Here is a 14,319-nt window from a genome sequence, read left to right on the forward strand (position 1 = left end):
GGAGATGAAACAGATGCCAAATATTGCAGTAGTAGGAAGCATTTCAATGGACTTAGTGGCTGTTTCAAAAAAACGGCCGAAAGCAGGAGAAACAGTAATTGGTGAAGCGTTTCATACAATCCCAGGAGGGAAAGGGGCAAACCAAGCAGTTGCTGCAGCTAGGTTAGGAGCAAATGTAGCAATGGTTGGAGCGGTAGGAAATGATGATTATGGAACAGTAGTTAGAAAAAATTTAGAGAACGAACGCATTTTTATCGATTATGTGGTACCGGTTACAGATAGAACGACAGGAATTGCTCATATCGTTTTAGCAGAAGAAGATAACAGTATTGTTGTCGTACAAGGGGCAAATGCTCTTGTAAATAAGTCAGTTGTAGATCGCTCCAAAGACCTTCTTGTAAAAGCGGATATGGTTGTTCTTCAACTAGAAATTCCACTTGAAACAGTAAAATATGTATTGGCTATTTGTGAGGAACATAATATTCCTGTTATGTTGAATCCAGCGCCAGCACAAGTTTTATCAGAAGAAATTTTAGAAAAAGCAACTTATATTACGCCAAATGAACATGAGTGCCGCATTGTATTAGATGATTTTACATCACCAATTGAAGATTTATTGGCGAAGTATCCAAATAAATTATTGATGACAGAAGGTTCTAACGGTGTTCGTTTCCATAATGGCACAGAGATTGTACATGTTCCTAGCATTGCTGTTGATGTAGTGGATACAACTGGAGCTGGTGATACATTTAATGGTGCGTTAGCAGTTGCACTTTCTGAAGGAGAGACACTTCAAAAAGCAATTCGTTTCGCGAATATTGCCGGTGGTCTTTCTGTAACGAAACTTGGAGCACAGGGCGGTATGCCAACGAGAGATCGAGTACGTGAAGTGCAGGTGATTGTTGGATGAAAAAGCATGGTGTATTAAACAGTGAAATCGCGGCAGTCCTTGCTTCACTTGGGCATACAGATACGGTTGTAATTGCTGATTGCGGTTTACCAATTCCTGACGGAGTAAAAAGAATTGATTTAGCTGTTGAAATTGGAAAACCTAGCTTTTTAGATGTATTGCAAGTGGTAGCTGATGATATGGCAATCGAAAAAGTGACGTTAGCAGAAGAAGTCATTATAAATAATGCGGAAGTAAATAAAGAAATAGAGCAGAAATTAATAGAGCCAGCATTTGAGTATGTATCTCATGAGCAATTTAAAGAGCATACAAAGAAAGCGAAGGCGATTATTCGTACAGGCGAGGCTACGCCTTATGCAAATGTAATTTTACATGCAGGCGTGATTTTTTAATAAAGGGAAGTGATGGGAATGCATATTGAAATGAAAAACATTTCAAAGGCGTTCAATGGAAATCCTGTTTTGAAGAATGCACAGTTTATGATTGAAACAGGAGAAGTCCATGCATTGATGGGGGAAAATGGAGCGGGTAAATCAACGCTCATGAAGATTTTAACAGGTGTATACAAAAAAGATGGTGGGACAATCACAATTGATGGGCAAGAGCGCACCTTTAAAAATGCGAAAGAAGCTGAAGAGTACGGCATCGCATTTATACATCAAGAACTAAACATATTGCCGAATTTAACAGTAGCTGAAAATATGTTTCTCGGTAAAGAGTTAATGTATGGGAAAACAGGTATTTTACGCACTCGACAAATGAATGCGATTGCGCAGCAGCAACTAGCGGAGTTAGGGTTGCATGTAAGAGGCGCTATGTTAGCAGAGGAATTATCGGTTGGACAACAGCAAATTATCGAAATTGCGAAAGCATTAATGACAAACGCGAGCGTTATTATTATGGATGAACCTACTGCGGCACTGACGGATCGTGAAATCGAAACGCTCTTTACAGTAATCAATAAGTTACGTAAAGAAGGTGTTTCATTCGTGTACATTTCGCATCGTATGGAAGAGATTTTCTCAATATGTGATGCTATTACGATTTTGCGTGATGGAGAATACGTCGGAAAGAGATTAATTCCAGAAACATCATTTGATGAAGTAGTGAGTATGATGGTGGGGCGCAGCATTGGTGAACGTTATCCAGAGCGAAATAGTCAAATTGGTGATGTCATTTTTGAAATGCGTAACGGAGCGAAGAAAGGGAAATTTGAAAATGTTTCGTTTCAAGTGAGGAAAGGTGAAATCCTTGGTGTAGCTGGTTTGATGGGAGCTGGCCGTACAGATATTATGAAAGCGATATTTGGATACGAACCTTTAGACTCTGGACAAATTTTTATAAATGGACAAGAAGTAAAGATTGATAGTCCAATAGATGCAATTAGACAAAGAATTGCTTTTATTACAGAAGATAGAAAGTCTGAAGGATTAGTGTTAGATTTTTCAATTCGAGAAAATTTAGCTTTACCGAATTTAGAAAGTCTTTCAAAGGGAAGTATTCTAAGCAACGAGCTAGAACAACAGTTTACAGAGGATATGATGAAGCTTCTTAATGTGAAAGCATCTAGCGGAGAGCAGGCAGTGAAATCTCTTTCTGGTGGAAATCAGCAAAAGATTGTAATCGCAAAATGGCTAGGCATTCATCCGCAATTACTCATTTTAGATGAGCCGACAAGAGGTGTTGATGTTGGAGCGAAAAAAGAAATTTACTCTATTATGAATAAGCTTACAGAGCAAGGCGATGCCGTTATTATGGTATCATCTGAGCTTCCGGAAGTTTTAGGGATGAGTGATCGAGTTCTTGTTATTCATGAAGGAAAAGTCGGCGGAATTTTAGGGAAAGATGAGGCATCACAAGAGTCTATTATGGCACTAGCTACAGGGGGAGAGTAAGGATGGCTAAGAAGGGGAATGTATTACAACAACTCGGTTCTTTAATCGGTTTAGTATTAATTATCGTCGTAATTACAGCTTTAAATCCAGCGTTCATTGAAATTCCAAATTTATTTAATATACTGCGTCAAGTATCGATTAATGCGCTTATTGCATTCGGAATGACCTTCGTAATTTTAACAGGGGGTATTGACTTATCGGTAGGTTCTATTTTAGCATTATCAAGTGCACTTGTTGCTGGAATGATGGCAAGTGGCATGGATCCGTTCCTTGCAATGGCAGTTGGATTATTAGCAGGTCTTGTAATGGGAATTGTAAACGGTATCATCATTGCGAAAGGAAAAGTAGCTCCATTTATTGCAACTTTGGCAACAATGACTATTTTTCGTGGGTTGACGCTTGTTTATATGGACGGACGTCCGATCACTGGTCTTGGTGATCATTTAATGTTCCAAATGTTTGGCCGCGGTTATTTTCTTGGTATTCCGGTACCAGCTGTTACAATGATGATCGCTTTCGCAGTACTGTACTTCATTTTGAAGAAAACGACATTTGGTCGCCGTACATTTGCAATTGGTGGAAATGAAGAAGCAGCAGCACTATCAGGTATTAATGTTACGAGAATTAAAGTAATGATTTACGGTCTTTCCGGAATTTTGGCAGCGCTTGCAGGTATTGTCTTAACATCACGATTAGATTCTGCACAGCCGACTGCAGGTACTTCTTATGAATTAGATGCAATTGCAGCAGTTGTATTAGGTGGAACAAGTCTTTCTGGGGGAAGAGGATGGATTGTTGGTACATTCATCGGTGTACTTATTATCGGTGTACTAAATAACGGTTTAAATTTATTAGGTGTATCTTCTTTCTTCCAACAAGTTGTAAAAGGACTTGTAATCTTACTAGCTGTATTAATTGATCGCAGAAAAGAAGCGTAATGGAGGGACAGTTCATGAAGAAATGGTTACTTATACTCGTTGCATGTATTATGGTCATTACTGCTGGTTGTTCAATGGAACCGCCAGAATGGGCAAAGGATTCTAGCGATAAAGGTCGAAATAAAACTATTAAAGTTGGATTCTCTGTTTCAACTTTAAATAATCCCTTTTTTGTAACTTTGAAAAAGGGTGCAGAAAAGAAAGCGAAAGATAGTGGCATCGAATTAATTGCTGTTGATGCACAAAATGATGCAGCAAAGCAAACGAACGATGTTGAAGATTTAATTCAAAAGGGTGTCGATGTAGTTGTTATTAATCCGACCGATTCAGATGCTGTTGCTTCAGCAGTAAGTGCGGCAAATGCAGCAAATGTTCCTGTTATTACAGTAGACCGCGTTGCGAATTCAGGTAAGGTTGTTTCTCACATTGCTTCTAACAATATCGAAGGTGGTCAAATGGCTAGTGATTACATTCGGGAATTAGTTGGCGAAGGAGCAAACGTTGCTGAGTTAGAAGGAATCCCTGGATCTTCCGCTGCTCGTGAACGTGGGAAAGGATTCCATAACGTAGCCGATAAGTCTTTAAAAGTAGTTGCAAAACAAGCGGCTGATTTTGATAGAGCGAAAGGATTATCTGTTATGGAAAACATTTTGCAAGCAAATGGTGATATTAAAGCCGTGTTTGCGCATAACGATGAGATGGCATTAGGTGCACTTGAAGCATTGAAGTCTGCTGGAAAAACAGATGTAGTCGTTGTTGGATTTGATGCAACAGACGATGCTGTGAAAGCGGTTAACGATGGGCGTATGGCTGCAACAGTTGCTCAAAAACCGGAATTAATCGGGGAGAAGGCGATGCAAACAGCAAAAGAGATAACACAAGGTAAAAAAGTGGACAAATCTATTCCGATTGAATTAGAGCTTATTAAGAAAAATAAATAAATATAAAATGAAAATTAGGAAGGAAGAACAACAAATGAAATTCTTTATTGATACAGCAAACGTTAACGAAATTAAAGAGGCAAATGAATTAGGTGTATTAGCTGGAGTAACGACAAATCCATCACTTGTAGCAAAAGAAGGCGTAGATTTCCACGAACGCATTCGTGAAATTTGCAACGTTGTAGAAGGACCTGTAAGTGCAGAAGTAATTAGCTTAGAAGCTGATAAGATGATTGAAGAAGGAAAAGAACTAGCGAAGATTGCTCCAAACGTTGTAGTAAAAGTTCCAATGACAACAGAAGGTTTAAAAGCAGTAAAAGCGTTCTCTGATTTAGGAATTCGTACAAACGTTACATTAGTGTTCTCAGCAGTTCAAGCATTACTTGCGGCTCGTGCTGGTGCAACATACGTTTCACCATTCTTAGGTCGCTTAGACGATATCGGTCATAACGGTATGGATTTAATTCGTCAAATCGCAGAAATCTTTGCAATTCATGGCATCGAAACAGAAATCATTGCAGCATCTGTACGTCACAGTGTTCACGTAACTGACGCAGCATTAAACGGTGCACATATTGCAACAATCCCAGCAAACGTAATTGCTTCATTAGTGAAGCACCCATTAACAGATCAAGGAATTGAGAAATTCTTAGCTGATTGGGAAAAAACACAAGAGAAATAATAGAAAAGCAAGAATCCTAGTTTAATTGACTAGGATTCTTTTTTTTATTTAAAAGAATTTTCATGCAATTTTGCATATTGTCTTTTAAATTTGTTATATAAGATATTTAATATATATCACATAACTCTTTATTTTTCATATTTCGACATAAAGTGAAACTTTAATCAGTGGGGGCTTTGTTCATCCCCCCACTGATTATTAATTGAACCAAGGGATAAAAAGATAGAGGGTCTGACCAGAAAACTGGAGGGCATGATTCTATAACAAAAAGCTTAATGTTTATAGAATTATGTCTTTTTATATAGGGAGGGTAGTAAACAGAGATTTTGACAAAAATGCACCAATTTATCTGAATTTTAAGTTTTATAAAAGGGGAGAAATGGAATGAGAAGAAAAGCACCATTTAAAGTGTTGTCATCATTAGCAATTGCGGCAATTATCGGATGTACATCTGTAATGAGTGCTCCGTTAGCATATGCAGAAACGGCAGCAAAAAAGAAAGATAATGTATCTACAACACCAATTGATTACAATTTAATTCAAGAAGATCGTTTAGCGGAAGCACTGAAAGAAAGAGGAACAATTAATCCATCATCTTCTAAAGAAGAGACGAAAAAAGCTGTTGAGCAATATATTGAAAAGAAACAAGGAGATCAGGCGAATAAAGAAATTCTTCCAGATGCTCACTCACAAGAAACGTCTGATTTCACAAAAAAAGTAAAAGAGAAAAAGATGGAAGAAAAGGAAAATGTAAAAAAGGCTGAAAAAAATGTTAGCCTTGAGCAAAAGCCAGAACCAAATAAAAATCAATTGAATGGGCAAGTTCCAACTTCAAAAGCAAAGCAAGCTCCATATAAGGGATCTGTTCGATCGGATAAAGTATTAGTGCTACTCGTTGAATTTAGTGATTATAAACATAATAATATTGATCAAACACCAGGTTATATGTATTCGAAAGACTTTAGTAGAGAACATTATCAAAAGATGTTGTTCGGTAATGAGCCTTATACTTTATTTGATGGTTCAAAAGTAAAAACGTTTAAACAATACTATGAAGAGCAGTCTGGTGGTAGTTATACGACAGATGGATATGTAACGGAGTGGCTAACTGTTCCAGGAAAAGCATCTGATTATGGAGCTGATGGTAGCAGTGGTCACGATAATAAAGGTCCGAAAGGTGCACGTGATTTAGTGAAAGAAGCTTTGCATGCAGCTGCTGAGAAAGGACTAGATTTATCCCAGTTTGATCAATTTGATAGATATGATACAAACGGGGACGGGAATCAAAATGAACCTGACGGTGTAATTGATCATTTAATGGTAATCCATGCTGGTGTTGGTCAAGAAGCTGGTGGCGGTAAATTAGGTGATGATGCGATCTGGTCACATCGTTCAAAATTAGCAGTAGATCCAGTAGCGATTGAAGGTACGAAATCAAAGGTAGATTACTTTGGTGGTAAAGTAGCAGCACATGATTACACAATTGAACCAGAAGATGGAGCTGTAGGTGTGTTTGCACATGAATTTGGACATGATCTTGGATTACCAGATGAATATGACACGAAATATACTGGAAATGGTTCACCAGTCGAAGCTTGGTCATTAATGAGTGGAGGTAGTTGGACAGGGAAAATCGCAGGAACAGAGCCGACTAGTTTTTCACCACAAAATAAAGACTTCTTACAAAAGAATATGGGTGGCAACTGGGCAAAAATATTAGAAGTAGATTACGATAAAATTAAGAGTGGTGTGGGAGTTCCTACCTATATTGATCAAAGTGTTACGAAATCAAATCGTCCAGGCGTTGTACGTGTTAACTTACCAGGTAAAAGTGTTGAAACGATTAAACCGGAGTTTGGAAAGCATGCATATTATAGTACAAGAGGCGATGATGTGCATACAACGTTAGAGACACCATTCTTTGATTTAACAAAGGGAACAAATGCAAAATTCGATTATAAAGCAAATTATGAGTTAGAAGCAGAGTGCGATTTCGTCGAAGTACATGCAGTAACAGAAGATGGAACGAAGACGTTAATTGATAGACTTGGAGAAAAAGTAGTCCAAGGAGATAAAGATACAACAGATGGGAAATGGATTGATAAATCATATGATTTAAGTCAATTTAAAGGCAAAAAAGTGAAACTACAATTCGACTATATTACAGATCCGGCTGTAACATATAAAGGTTTTGCGATGGATAATGTAAATGTAACTGTTGATGGACAAGTTGTATTTTCTGATGATGCAGAAGGAAATTCTAAAATGAATTTAAATGGTTTTGTTGTTTCTGATGGGACAGAGAAGAAAGCTCATTATTACTACTTAGAATGGAGAAACTATGCGGGATCAGATAATGGATTAAAAGCAGGAAAAGGTCCAGTGTACAATACAGGTCTTGTCGTTTGGTATGCAGATGATAGCTTTAAAGATAACTGGGTTGGGATGCATCCAGGTGAAGGATTCCTTGGTGTTGTTGACTCTCATCCAGAAGCGCTAGTTGGTAATTTAAACGGGAAACCAGCATACGGTAATACGGGCATGCAAATTGCAGATGCTGCATTTTCATTTGATAAAACACCAGCATGGAGTGTAAATTCATTAACACGTGGTCAGTTTAACTATTCTGGATTACAAGGTGTTACAACTTTTGATGATTCAAAAGTATATAGTAACAAGCAAATTGCAGACGCAGGAAGAAAAGTTCCAAACCTTGGACTTAAATTCCAAGTTGTTGGACAGGCAGAAGATAAATCGGCAGGCGCTGTTTGGATTAAACGCTAATAACATAAAAGCACATTCTTCATATGAAGAGTGTGCTTTTTAATTTGTACAGTAAGTTATTATTTTAGCTTATGTAATACAAGTCTCTGTTCATATGTAGTGTATCAAATTATGTGGGGAAAGGAAATATTTCCGAGGAAATTGTCGAAGTATCGTCGGTATTTATACACCTTTTTTGTAAAAGAAGAAATGTAGTATTGCCTTTACAGTTTAATTTATTTACATTGTTACTTGGTTACACACAAAAGTAATATATTCGGCAGTAAAAGAGCGCTATTGGATAGTGCTCTTTTTGTAGATAGAAAGGAGTTGAGTTAAATGAAAGAAATAATTGAATGTCCACAGTGTGAAGGAGAGATTACTGCGCAACATATTATTGATCTCCCGCATCCTTTTTCATTCAGATGTCCACACTGCAAGGTGAAGTTAAAAGAAATGAGAATCACACCGTGCTTAATATTAGCAGCAATTTGTATCATTCCACTGTTTATTATAATTGGAGAGAGTATTAAGGAATTACTAGTAAAATATTTTTCTATTATAGATGATGTACCAACTGTACTTATTTTCTTCTTATTTTGTTATCCATTGTATTATTTCTATGAAAAATATAATGCTATATTGTTTATTAAATACGGCTTATTGAAAGTTAAAAGTTGAATTGAATAGGAGATTATCATAATGCTTTGGAAAATATATTTAGTTATTGTAGCAATGTTAGCTATTATTTCGTTAGTAAGGGGCATGTTTCAAACACCAATTCAAAAGTTTGACTTTGTAGTTTCTATTATTACGTGGATAGGGCTCTTTGGTTTTGTATTTGATATACAAATATTAACCTCAATTGTTTGGAAATGTATCTTCTTGTTTAGCGTCATTTGGACTTTAACTGCAGTTTTTGTTTTTCGTTTATATGAAGAGCGAGATGAGCCGTTACCTTTTATATTTAAATTAATTGGCATTATTCCAACGCTTCCATTATATTACGGATTATATCAATATGCATTTTAAAAAAGACAATGATGGATTATCCCATCATTGTCTTTTTTACTTTGCTTCTTACATAAATCATCCCAGCAAATGTTAATAAAAATGCTGTCCCGATAATGAAGCTGATGCTAGGTGATGCTCCGATTGCGCCGACTGTAAAGGAGCCAGCAACAACTCCTAATGAGAAGAAGGCATAAAATAATCCGAATGCCTTTCCGCGATTATCGTCTGTAGTATTTTCAACGAGTAAAGCGTTAATAGACGGGAAGAGGATTGCGAATCCAATTCCATAAATCATCATTACGATAAAGAGCATACCTTTTGTAGCAAATAATCCGAGTAAAGATAATGCGAATGCCATAACTGCAATTCCGATTAGCATTAGTTTCGAACGATTAAATCGATCGTAAATACGATTTGTTGGAAGCAAGAAGAAGAGGATAGCAGTTATACCAAATATACTTAACATCATGCCTGTTGTGGATGCTTTAAGCGCTAATGCCTCAACTTTTACTGGTAACATATAAGTGACAATTCCTTGTGAAAACATTAATGTGAAAGCACCAATATATGCTTGTAATAACGGTTCTGATTTTAAAAGTTCAACCATATCTTCTTTGTTCATCATTTGCGTTCTTGATGTATCTTTTCTTGATACGTTATTTGGTAAGAAGAATAGAGATACGATCGTACCAAGAGCCATTAAAATAGAAATAGTAATGAAGACCCATTCTACGCCAGCTGTTGCTTTCATAATACCGCTGAAAGCCGGTCCTACGATTGCGGCTGTTCCAACAGCAGCACCAGATAGAGCCATTGCTTTTCCTTGTCTTTTTGCATTTGTTTGTTTTGATAAGAATGTAAAGGCAGCAGGAATTAAAAAGCCATCACTAAATCCATGCATAAAGCGAACAACTAATAGTTGTTCACCACTTTGAACAACGGTGTATAACAAGACTATGAAACTCGTAATTCCCATGCTTATATAAAGGATTTTTTTTGTCACCAAATTTATCGACAGCTGCTCCAGCAATAATATTACCGATCATATTAGCGAATGAGTACATACCGACAACTAGCCCGATAATAAGAGGGGTTCCTCCAAGGCTTTGAGCGAAAGTACTCATAATAGGTAATTGTGAAAATGTATCTAAAAAAGCCACGATAACGATAAAGTAAATAAAATGTTTCAAGCGATATTCACCTCTCCTATGCTATTATGGCACAATGCTAATTTCACCTGCAATGAAATTGAATTAACAGATGTGGAAAAAAGTACAAAGTGACAAAATATTGAACGTTATTTGTAAAAAATTAGTAGAGATGCGATTGTTTTTTTGAAATATATGGATAGAAGTATTATAATAGAATTGTAAACTTCACCAGGTTAAGTATATACATAGAGAGGGATGTATAAAATGAAAGCACTACTTTGGCATAATCAACGTGATGTACGAGTAGAAGAAGTACCAGAACCAACAGTAAAACCAGGAACAGTGAAAATCAAAGTTAAATGGTGTGGTATTTGTGGGACAGACTTGCATGAATATTTAGCAGGGCCTATTTTTATTCCAACAGAAGAACATCCATTAACGCATGTGAAAGCACCTGTTATTTTAGGTCATGAGTTTAGTGGTGAGGTAATAGAGATTGGTGAAGGAGTTACATCTCATAAAGTGGGAGACCGCGTTGTTGTAGAACCAATTTATTCTTGTGGTAAATGTGAAGCTTGTAAACATGGACATTACAATGTTTGTGAACAACTTGTTTTCCACGGTCTTGGCGGAGAAGGCGGCGGTTTCTCTGAATATACAGTAGTACCAGAAGATATGGTTCATCACATTCCAGATGAAATGACGTATGAACAAGGTGCGCTTGTAGAACCAGCAGCAGTAGCAGTTCATGCAGTACGTCAAAGTAAAATAAAAGAAGGGGAAGCAGTAGCAGTATTTGGTTGCGGTCCAATTGGACTTCTTGTTATCCAAGCAGCTAAAGCAGCAGGAGCAACTCCTGTTATTGCAGTTGAACTTTCTAAAGAACGTCAAGAGTTAGCGAAATTAGCAGGTGCGGATTATGTATTAAATCCAGCAACTCAAGATGTGTTAGCTGAAATTCGTAACTTAACAAATGGTTTAGGTGTAAATGTTAGCTTTGAAGTAACAGGTGTTGAAGTTGTACTACGCCAAGCGATTGAAAGTACAAGCTTCGAAGGACAAACTGTAATTGTTAGTGTATGGGAAAAAGACGCAACAATTACTCCAAATAACTTAGTATTAAAAGAAAAAGAAGTTATTGGTATTTTAGGATACCGTCACATCTTCCCAGCTGTTATTAAATTAATTAGCTCTGGTCAAATTCAAGCAGAGAAATTAATTACGAAAAAAATTACAGTCGATCAAGTTGTTGAAGAAGGATTTGAAGCACTTGTAAAAGATAAAACACAAGTGAAAATTCTTGTTTCACCTAAATAAGATAGAATTGAATAGAGTAGCCCTTTTCTAGAAATAGAAGAGGGCTACTTTTTTTCTATACTGAAAGGTGATAGACTTTCCTTTGACTAAATGTATTTTTGTTTGGAAGGGAGAATCTAATGCTTTCATTTTTGTTAACTTTAAAGCGAATGTTAAGAGCCTGTTTACGGGCGTGGAAAGATAAAGAATTTCAAGTATTATTCGTATTAACAATTTTGACTTTAATATCGGGTACGATTTTTTATAGTACAGTTGAAGAATTACGTCCTATTGACGCTTTATATTTTAGTGTGGTCACGTTGACGACTGTCGGTGATGGGAATTTTAGTCCGCAAACTGATTTCGGAAAGATATTTACAATCTTATACATATTTATTGGGATTGGATTAGTGTTTGGATTTATTCATAAGTTAGCAGTTAATGTACAATTGCCAAGTATATTATCGAATAGAAAAAAAGAGTAAAGCATTCAGATGCTTTACTCTTTTTTTACTATTAGTTTAGTACAAGCCTTAATAATAGTTTATTAAAATGAAAGTGTATTCATTCATTATATTCACTGTGTATAAAGTTATAATGATATGAACATTTGCATATTTTAATTTATTGATAGAAATTTCGTGAAAGGTGGGATATTCTAGTCATAGGTTAACCGGACGACATCATAGGATCCTAACAAAATGTTTACAATAATTCAATTATAAAATGGAGGATTTTATATGAAAAAGAAAGTACTTGCTTTAGCGGCAGCTATTACATTAGTTGCTCCATTACAAAGTGTTGCATTTGCTCATGAAAATGATGGGGGACAGAGATTTGGAGTTATTCCGCGCTGGTCTGCTGAAGATAAACATAAAGAAGGCGTGAATTCTCATTTATGGATTGTAAACCGTGCAATTGATATTATGTCTCGTAATACAACACTTGTAAAACAAGATCGAGTTGCACTATTAAATGAATGGCGTACGGAGTTAGAGAACGGTATTTATGCTGCTGACTATGAAAATCCTTACTATGATAATAGCACATTTGCTTCACATTTCTATGACCCTGACAATGGGAAAACTTATATTCCGTATGCAAAGCAGGCAAAGGAAACTGGAGCTAAGTATTTTAAATTAGCTGGTGAGTCTTACAAAAATAAAGATATGAAACAAGCATTCTTCTATTTAGGATTATCTCTTCATTATCTAGGGGATGTAAACCAACCGATGCATGCAGCAAACTTTACGAACCTTTCGTATCCACAAGGGTTCCATTCTAAATATGAAAACTTTGTAGATACGATAAAAGATAACTATAAAGTAACGGATGGAAATGGATATTGGAACTGGAAAGGTACGAATCCAGAAGATTGGATTCATGGAGCGGCAGTAGTTGCGAAACAAGATTACGCTGGCATTGTAAATGATAATACGAAAGATTGGTTCGTGAGAGCTGCTGTATCACAAGAATATGCAGATAAATGGCGCGCTGAAGTTACACCAATGACAGGTAAGCGTTTAATGGATGCACAACGTGTTACTGCTGGATATATTCAGCTTTGGTTTGATACGTACGGAAATCGTTAAATATTTAAAAAAGGTCAAATCTCAGAATAGAGTATTTGGCCTTTTTATCACTATACAATACATGGAGGTATGAAACGTGAAAGGTAAATTGCTAAAAGGTGTACTTAGCTTAGGTGTTGGTTTAGGAGCTTTATATAGCGGAACGTCAGCTCAAGCAGAAGCGTCTACAAATCAAAACGATACATTAAAAGTGATGACGCATAATGTATATATGCTATCAACAAACTTATATCCGAACTGGGGACAAACTGAGCGTGCTGATTTAATCGGGGCGGCAGATTATATAAAGAATCAAGACGTAGTTATATTAAATGAAGTGTTTGATAATAGCGCATCAGATCGTTTATTAGGGAATTTGAAGAAAGAATATCCAAATCAAACAGCAGTATTAGGTCGTAGTAGTGGAAGTGAATGGGATAAAACGTTAGGAAACTATTCATCTTCAACTCCTGAAGATGGTGGCGTTGCGATTGTGAGCAAATGGCCAATCGCTGAAAAGATTCAATATGTATTTGCAAAAGGATGCGGGCCAGATAATTTATCGAATAAAGGATTTGTATACACGAAAATTAAGAAAAATGATCGCTTTGTTCATGTAATTGGTACGCATTTGCAAGCGGAAGATAGTATGTGCGGAAAAACTTCACCTGCATCTGTACGTACAGACCAATTAAAAGAAATTCAAGACTTTATTAAAAATAAAAATATACCAAATAATGAGTATGTGTTAATTGGTGGTGATATGAACGTAAATAAAATAAATGCAGAGAACAAGAATGACTCAGAGTATGCATCTATGTTTAAAACATTGAACGCTTCTGTACCATCTTATACTGGACATACAGCGACTTGGGACGCAACGACAAACAGTATTGCAAAATATAATTTCCCTGATAGTCCTGCTGAGTATTTAGATTATATTATTGCAAGTAAAGACCATGCGAACCCATCGTATATAGAGAATAAGGTGTTACAGCCGCAATCTCCACAATGGACTGTTACATCATGGTTCCAAAAATATACGTATAATGATTACTCTGATCATTATCCAGTAGAGGCGACTATTTCTATGAAGTAGTTTCAAAAAGTTTCTTCGTAAAGAAGAAACTTTTTTTATTTGCAAACAGGAAAATCACA

The 14,319-nt window shown here is 36.4% G+C and carries 13 protein-coding genes and 1 pseudogene; 13 read left to right on the top strand and 1 reads right to left on the bottom strand.

Translation table 11 applies throughout. The features are described from left to right. Positions 1 to 13: 13 nt before the first annotated feature. The 9 genes from rbsK to HMPREF1014_RS26400 all read left to right on the top strand — a co-directional run bounded on the left by rbsK (position 14) and on the right by HMPREF1014_RS26400 (position 9,161). A complete protein-coding gene (gene rbsK, locus HMPREF1014_RS26360) occupies positions 14 to 910 on the top strand; it encodes a ribokinase (RefSeq protein WP_001132865.1) in 897 nt (298 codons plus the stop codon). Beyond that, the gene (rbsD, locus tag HMPREF1014_RS26365; RefSeq protein ID WP_000716148.1) at positions 907 to 1,302 is read left to right on the top strand and encodes a D-ribose pyranase; all 396 of its coding nucleotides are present in this window, start codon (positions 907 to 909) and stop codon (positions 1,300 to 1,302) included. Before rbsK ends, rbsD begins: the two co-directional genes overlap by 4 nt. Before the next feature lie 18 nt (positions 1,303 to 1,320). Beyond that, positions 1,321 to 2,805, top strand: a complete 1,485-nt coding sequence (gene rbsA, locus HMPREF1014_RS26370) for a ribose ABC transporter ATP-binding protein RbsA (protein ID WP_009327628.1) — start codon at positions 1,321 to 1,323, stop codon at positions 2,803 to 2,805. Positions 2,806 to 2,807: 2 nt separating this feature from the next. Further along, the gene (locus tag HMPREF1014_RS26375) at positions 2,808 to 3,743 is read left to right on the top strand and encodes an ABC transporter permease subunit (protein WP_001074641.1); all 936 of its coding nucleotides are present in this window, start codon (positions 2,808 to 2,810) and stop codon (positions 3,741 to 3,743) included. 14 nt (positions 3,744 to 3,757) lie between these two features. Next, positions 3,758 to 4,684, top strand: coding sequence for a ribose ABC transporter substrate-binding protein RbsB (gene rbsB / locus HMPREF1014_RS26380; protein ID WP_000758974.1), 927 nt, complete (start codon positions 3,758 to 3,760; stop codon positions 4,682 to 4,684). Positions 4,685 to 4,718: 34 nt separating this feature from the next. Further along, positions 4,719 to 5,366: a fructose-6-phosphate aldolase gene (gene fsa, locus HMPREF1014_RS26385; protein WP_000667698.1), complete on the top strand. Its 648-nt coding sequence runs from the start codon at positions 4,719 to 4,721 to the stop codon at positions 5,364 to 5,366. 384 nt (positions 5,367 to 5,750) lie between these two features. Then, positions 5,751 to 8,150 (top strand): M6 family metalloprotease immune inhibitor InhA2, encoded by a 2,400-nt coding sequence (inhA2, locus tag HMPREF1014_RS26390; protein ID WP_001252964.1) that lies wholly within the window; start codon positions 5,751 to 5,753, stop codon positions 8,148 to 8,150. Positions 8,151 to 8,468: 318 nt separating this feature from the next. Beyond that, complete coding sequence (locus HMPREF1014_RS26395) at positions 8,469 to 8,810, top strand: YcnL family membrane protein (protein WP_000658666.1); 342 nt, start codon at positions 8,469 to 8,471, stop codon at positions 8,808 to 8,810. Between the two features lie 21 nt (positions 8,811 to 8,831). After that, the gene (locus tag HMPREF1014_RS26400; RefSeq protein WP_000964465.1) at positions 8,832 to 9,161 is read left to right on the top strand and encodes a hypothetical protein; all 330 of its coding nucleotides are present in this window, start codon (positions 8,832 to 8,834) and stop codon (positions 9,159 to 9,161) included. 16 nt (positions 9,162 to 9,177) lie between these two features. Here HMPREF1014_RS26400 and HMPREF1014_RS26405 read toward each other — a convergent pair. After that, positions 9,178 to 10,333 (bottom strand): annotated as a pseudogene (locus tag HMPREF1014_RS26405) (MFS transporter). Between the two features lie 225 nt (positions 10,334 to 10,558). Here HMPREF1014_RS26405 and bdhA point away from each other — a divergent pair. From bdhA to sph, 4 genes are all read left to right on the top strand, one after another. Next, the gene (gene bdhA, locus HMPREF1014_RS26410) at positions 10,559 to 11,611 is read left to right on the top strand and encodes a (R,R)-butanediol dehydrogenase (RefSeq protein WP_000645826.1); all 1,053 of its coding nucleotides are present in this window, start codon (positions 10,559 to 10,561) and stop codon (positions 11,609 to 11,611) included. Between the two features lie 119 nt (positions 11,612 to 11,730). Next, entirely contained in the window at positions 11,731 to 12,075 is a 345-nt protein-coding gene (locus HMPREF1014_RS26415; RefSeq protein ID WP_000948209.1) for a potassium channel family protein, read from the top strand. 255 nt (positions 12,076 to 12,330) lie between these two features. Next, on the top strand, positions 12,331 to 13,182 hold the full coding sequence (cerA, locus tag HMPREF1014_RS26420) for a phospholipase CerA (RefSeq protein WP_000730997.1): 852 nt from the start codon (positions 12,331 to 12,333) through the stop codon (positions 13,180 to 13,182). 76 nt (positions 13,183 to 13,258) lie between these two features. Then, positions 13,259 to 14,260 carry a sphingomyelinase C gene (gene sph, locus HMPREF1014_RS26425; RefSeq protein ID WP_000676797.1) on the top strand — a complete coding sequence of 334 codons (1,002 nt, stop codon included), beginning with the start codon at positions 13,259 to 13,261 and terminating at the stop codon, positions 14,258 to 14,260. The last annotated feature ends 59 nt before the right edge of the window (positions 14,261 to 14,319 follow it).

Source organism: Bacillus sp. 7_6_55CFAA_CT2 (assembly GCF_000238655.1).
Classification (GTDB): domain Bacteria; phylum Bacillota; class Bacilli; order Bacillales; family Bacillaceae_G; genus Bacillus_A; species Bacillus_A cereus.

Coding starts and splice junctions, on each gene's coding strand:
- rbsK (WP_001132865.1), top strand. CDS start 14: ATGCCAAATATTGCAGTAGTAGGAAGCATTTCAATGGACTTAGTGGCT.
- rbsD (WP_000716148.1), top strand. CDS start 907: ATGAAAAAGCATGGTGTATTAAACAGTGAAATCGCGGCAGTCCTTGCT.
- rbsA (WP_009327628.1), top strand. CDS start 1,321: ATGCATATTGAAATGAAAAACATTTCAAAGGCGTTCAATGGAAATCCT.
- HMPREF1014_RS26375 (WP_001074641.1), top strand. CDS start 2,808: ATGGCTAAGAAGGGGAATGTATTACAACAACTCGGTTCTTTAATCGGT.
- rbsB (WP_000758974.1), top strand. CDS start 3,758: ATGAAGAAATGGTTACTTATACTCGTTGCATGTATTATGGTCATTACT.
- fsa (WP_000667698.1), top strand. CDS start 4,719: ATGAAATTCTTTATTGATACAGCAAACGTTAACGAAATTAAAGAGGCA.
- inhA2 (WP_001252964.1), top strand. CDS start 5,751: ATGAGAAGAAAAGCACCATTTAAAGTGTTGTCATCATTAGCAATTGCG.
- HMPREF1014_RS26395 (WP_000658666.1), top strand. CDS start 8,469: ATGAAAGAAATAATTGAATGTCCACAGTGTGAAGGAGAGATTACTGCG.
- HMPREF1014_RS26400 (WP_000964465.1), top strand. CDS start 8,832: ATGCTTTGGAAAATATATTTAGTTATTGTAGCAATGTTAGCTATTATT.
- bdhA (WP_000645826.1), top strand. CDS start 10,559: ATGAAAGCACTACTTTGGCATAATCAACGTGATGTACGAGTAGAAGAA.
- HMPREF1014_RS26415 (WP_000948209.1), top strand. CDS start 11,731: ATGCTTTCATTTTTGTTAACTTTAAAGCGAATGTTAAGAGCCTGTTTA.
- cerA (WP_000730997.1), top strand. CDS start 12,331: ATGAAAAAGAAAGTACTTGCTTTAGCGGCAGCTATTACATTAGTTGCT.